Raw genomic sequence first — 4,480 nt, forward strand, 5'->3', positions numbered from 1 at the left:
CGGGCGCCCGCGTTCGCGCGCCCGCAGCGCCCACCGCAGCCTCTCGTAGCGCACGGGCGGCAGCAGCTCGGCGGCCTCCGCCTCGGTGGCGACCGCGGCCGGGTCGCCCAGCAGGGTGAGGATCTCGCCGACGGTGCGCTCGAAGAGCGGCTCCGCGTCGGTGAGCGCGAAGTCGAGGTGGCCGAAGACCTCCACCGCGACCGCCCCGTACAGCCGGGCCCAGCTGCTGACGAAGACGTAGATCACCTCCAGCGGGACGGGCTCGCCGCCCAGGTGCTCGCGCACCTCCTCCAGCTGAACCGTCCAGGCCGGGTCGAGGTCGGCGGGGGCCTGGACGCCGCCCTGCCGCCAGAGCTGGACCATGAGGTCGAGGATGACGGCGCCGAAGCGCCAGCTGGGATCGTGGGCGGCGGCCCCGGGTGCGGTGTCGGCGTCCGCGACCGGCTTGGCGAACAGCAGGGCGAACTCTTGGCGATGGGCCAGCGCCCACCGACGCAGCTCACGACAGACCTCGCGCAGCCGCTGCCCCGGCTCACCGGCCGGCCGACGCTCGCGCGCCGCGGCCAGGGCGGCGGCCAGCTCCTCGTACAGGTGCGAGACCAGGGCCTGGAGCAGCTCCCGGTGCCCGGCGTAGTACCGGTACAGGCCCGGCGCGGTCAGGCCCATCTCGCGGGCGACGGCCCGTACGGTCACCGCCCCCGGCCCTTCCTCGACCAGCAGCCGCCGTGCGATGCGCATCGAGTCGGCCAGCGCCTCCTCGCGGACGCGGTGCCGGCGCCTGCCCGCAGCGGTTTCCGGAGTGTCCGTCATGGCCGTCGGCCTACCTCCCACTTGACAAAGTTAACAGGTATCACTTTAGCTCCCCCTCAGAGTTAACACTGTAAACAATTCCTCTGGGGGGCTCATGAACCACGGAATCGTCCTCACCTACACGCTCACACCGCGCTGGCTGGCCCTGTCGAGGGCGGAGCGCAACCAGATGCGCTCCACGCACATCGAGCCGCTCTTCGCGGCGTACGCGGACCGGATCACGGCCCGGTTCTACGACGCCGAGGCCTTCAACGGCCGGGTCTCCGACTTCGCCGTCCTGGAGACCGAAGACCTGGGCGCGTACTACTTCCTCATCGAGGCGATGCGCGACACCCCGCTCATCAGCGACGGCTACCTCATCCTCGGCGAGATCCTTGTGGGCGTCCGGGACGGCTTCCAGGCCTACGAACGCGCACTCGGCCCCACCGCGGTGCCGACCGGGACCGACGCATGAGCCGCTACAGCGGCCGTGGACAGCGGCGGGGGCCGGTGACCCTGATGCGGGCCACGGCCGTGCTGGTGCTGTTGGACACCCTCGCGCAGGCGGCGCTGGCCGGCCTGTTCGTCACCGGCGACCTCGACCTGCTGGCCTGGCACTCGGCCAACGCCGACATCCTCGCCGCCCTCACCCTCCTGCAGACAGCGGCTGTCGCGGTGGTGTGGCGACGGCTCGGCGGGCCCGCTTGGCCGCTCGCCGCGAGCATCGCGCTGGCCGCCCTCGTCGGCTCGCAGCAGGCCCTGGGCGAGGCTCGCGTGCTGGCCGCGCACATGCCGCTGGGGATGACGATCTTCGGCGGCGCCGCCGCGATGGTCTGCTGGACCTTCACCTACCGCCCCCGCCGCCGCGAGGCGCAGCAGGAACGGCCGGCACCGGTGGAGGCGGCCCAGTGAGCCCCCATCTCCTCCCGCCAGCTCCCGGTCGGCGCGCCTTCCTCGGGCTGGCCGCCGCAGGGGCTGCGATGACGCTCGGTGCGGCGGGCTTCTCCCGACTGGCCGGCGCGTCCACCGGGCGCGTGCTGGCGAGCACGGCACCCCTGCCCGCCCCGTTCGCGGTGCCACTGCCGATCCCGCCGACCGTACGACCCGCACGCAGCGAAGACGGCGCCGACATCTACGAACTCGAACAGCGTGAAGGCCAGGCCCGGATCCTGCCCGGTCTCACCACCACGGTCTGGGGATACGACGGCATCTTCCCGGGCCCGACCATTCGAGCCCGCTCCGGGCGCCGCACCAAGGTCCGCGTCCACAACAACCTGACCGTCCCCACCGTCACCCACCTCCACGGCGGCATCACCCCACCGGAATCCGACGGCTATCCCACCGACCTGCTCCTGCCCACCCGCTGCGCCCCCGGCCAGACCCGCCCGCACGCCGGGGATGCCCACGGCGGGCAAACCGCCATCGCCTACCGCACTTACGACTACCCGATGCGGCAGCCGGCGGCCACCCTCTGGTACCACGACCACCGCATGGACCACAGCGCCCAGCAGGTCTGGCGCGGTCTGGCTGGCTTCTTCCTCGTCACCGACGAGGAGGAAGACCGCCTCCCGCTGCCGCGCGGCGAACGCGACATCCCGCTGATGCTCTGCGACCGCTCCTTCAACGAAGACGGCTCCTTCCGCTACCCCGACCACGCCCACGACACCTTCCCCGACGGCGTCCTTGGCGACGTCCAGCTCGTCAACGGCGCACCCTGGCCCCTGCTGGAGGTCTCGGCCTGCCGCTACCGACTCCGCCTCCTGAACGGCTCCAACGCCCGCCGCTACGAGCTGCGCCTGGACGTCGAAGGAAGCGGACGCGATCGCTTCGTCCAGATCGGCAGCGACGGCGGCCTGTTGCCCGCACCCCAGCACCTGGACGCCATCGACATCGCCCCCGGAGAACGCTTCGACGTCATCGTCGACTTCGCCGACCACCCCGTCGGCAATCGCATCACCCTGCGCAACACGGCCGCCCAGGGCCGGATGCGCGACGTCATGCGCTTCGACGTTGTACGCGCCGCCCGGGACTCCACCCGAGTGCCAGCCCGGCTCTCCACCCGCTACGAAGCCCTCACGCCCACCCAGGCCATACCCCTGCGCGTCTTCGACTTCCGGCGCACCAGCAGCGGCGACGACCAGCAGATCTGGACCATCAACGGGAAGCCTTTCCACCCCGACACCGTCCTGGCCCGCCCCCGCCTGGGCAGCGTGGAACGCTGGCGCTTCAGCAGCGACTTCCACCACCCCGTCCACGTCCACCTGGCCCAATTCCAGGTAACCGCCCGCGGTGGCCGGCCGGCCGCCGCCACGGACGCCGGCTGGAAGGACACCGTGGACCTCCGCCCCTACGAGACCGTCGAAGCCCTCGTCCGCTTCACCGGCTACAGGGGCCGCTACATGCTCCACTGCCACAACCTCGAACACGAGGACATGGCCATGATGGGCAACATCCAGGTCACCTGACCCGTCCCCGAGCGAGATGGTAGGCAGCCGAGCACGACGGCGCTGCCGCGGTCGCCGCCTGCGCAGTGCGCTGCGCGGGCCCGCTCCTGACCGTCCTTGGCAGCATCGGGATCACCTCCGTGATCGGCGCGTCTGGCGGTCCTGGTCGTGGCTGCCTCACTCGGCATCCTCCGTCCGGCCTGGATCGCCGTGGGCGCGCGGCACAGCTCGGCCTGCGCCCGGCCCGGGGCTGGCCCCGGGCCCTACCGGGCGGTGCGGTGCGGGTGCGCGGGTGCTCGGCCGGGCCTTCGCCCTATTGGACTTGGGCTTGGCGGGGCGCAGGGCGGGCGGGGGCGGGGTGGCCCTGCGCGGCTGGGTGGGGGCCGGGCCCTCGGCCCGGCGGTGCGGCGTTGGCCGGGCGTGCTGGGCCTCGGCGGATACCGCGCGGGCCCTGGGTGCGGGTGCGGGACGGGCAGGGGCCGGAGCTCAGCAGGCCACCGGCACGGTCCCGGCCGAGGCGGGCGGCGTGGCCTCGGGCATGGGGGACCGCGGCAGCACCGGCGGCGTGCGTGGCCGTAGGGGTCGGGGGCGGCGGGTTTCTTGTGGTCTTCCGGCATCGCGGCGGAGGGGGCCGCGGCGGGGGCCGCGGCGGAGTGGACGGAGACGCATCCCGACGCCGTGAGCAGCGCGGCGAGGAGCAGGGGAGGGGCCGGCGACGCATGCCGTCACCGTGCCGCAGGAGTCTCCCAAATCTGCCCTGACCGCCCTGCTGCGCCCCTCGGATGGATGAACGGCGGCCGTCCTGTCGGGCCGCCTCCGGCTGGCCTGGCCGGTGACTCTGGGAGGGGCGTGGCCGAAGGGAGGACCTCAGATGGTGCTCAGGCCGCTGGTGGAGCCGATGCCGGCGCAGCCTGCGGAAGCCGTGCCGGGGCCGGCCGCGCTGCGCGCGGGGGTGGCGTACTGGCAGAAGCTGGACGGGCACCGGGTGCTCGTCTTCACTCCGGCCGGCGCGGGCGGGACCGTGCTGGTGCAGACCCGGCGCGGGGCGCTGGTGCAGGACCGTTGGCCGGACCTGGTGGCGGCCCGCTGACGGTGTCTGCGATTGCCGGGCTTCTGGCCTGGGCTGCGATGGCGCCCGTCCGGTCCTGCGGTAGCCGTCGGGTTCTGCCCTCGCCTGCGGCGCTGACGACCGAATCGGGACGGCTCCGGGATCCGAAGCGTCGGATACCGGAGCCGTCCCGGGTTCA

The 4,480-nt window shown here is 73.2% G+C and carries 5 protein-coding genes; 4 read left to right on the top strand and 1 reads right to left on the bottom strand.

All coding sequences use genetic code 11. The features are described from left to right. Positions 1-810: TetR/AcrR family transcriptional regulator (locus AB0F11_RS37575; RefSeq protein ID WP_362184246.1), on the bottom strand; the 810-nt coding region annotated here is incomplete at its 3' end. A 94-nt stretch (positions 811-904) separates the two neighbouring features. Between AB0F11_RS37575 and AB0F11_RS37580 the strand changes: the two genes are divergently transcribed. From AB0F11_RS37580 to AB0F11_RS37595, 4 genes are all read left to right on the top strand, one after another. After that, positions 905-1,264, top strand: coding sequence for a darcynin family protein (locus tag AB0F11_RS37580; RefSeq protein ID WP_362184249.1), 360 nt, complete (start codon positions 905-907; stop codon positions 1,262-1,264). After that, positions 1,261-1,701 (top strand): hypothetical protein, encoded by a 441-nt coding sequence (locus AB0F11_RS37585; protein WP_362184252.1) that lies wholly within the window; start codon positions 1,261-1,263, stop codon positions 1,699-1,701. Before AB0F11_RS37580 ends, AB0F11_RS37585 begins: the two co-directional genes overlap by 4 nt. Continuing rightward, a complete protein-coding gene (locus AB0F11_RS37590; RefSeq protein ID WP_362184255.1) occupies positions 1,698-3,254 on the top strand; it encodes a multicopper oxidase domain-containing protein in 1,557 nt (518 codons plus the stop codon). Before AB0F11_RS37585 ends, AB0F11_RS37590 begins: the two co-directional genes overlap by 4 nt. Positions 3,255-4,104: 850 nt before the next feature. Further along, positions 4,105-4,323 (top strand): hypothetical protein, encoded by a 219-nt coding sequence (locus tag AB0F11_RS37595; RefSeq protein WP_362184258.1) that lies wholly within the window; start codon positions 4,105-4,107, stop codon positions 4,321-4,323. Positions 4,324-4,480: the final 157 nt, after the last annotated feature.

This window comes from Streptomyces sp. NPDC032472, from assembly GCF_040636955.1.
GTDB lineage: Bacteria > Actinomycetota > Actinomycetes > Streptomycetales > Streptomycetaceae > Streptomyces.

Bases quoted from the DNA above. Each gene is read 5' to 3' on its own strand.
- AB0F11_RS37580 (WP_362184249.1), top strand. From the start codon at position 905: ATGAACCACGGAATCGTCCTCACCTACACGCTCACACCGCGCTGGCTG.
- AB0F11_RS37595 (WP_362184258.1), top strand. From the start codon at position 4,105: ATGGTGCTCAGGCCGCTGGTGGAGCCGATGCCGGCGCAGCCTGCGGAA.
- AB0F11_RS37585 (WP_362184252.1), top strand. From the start codon at position 1,261: ATGAGCCGCTACAGCGGCCGTGGACAGCGGCGGGGGCCGGTGACCCTG.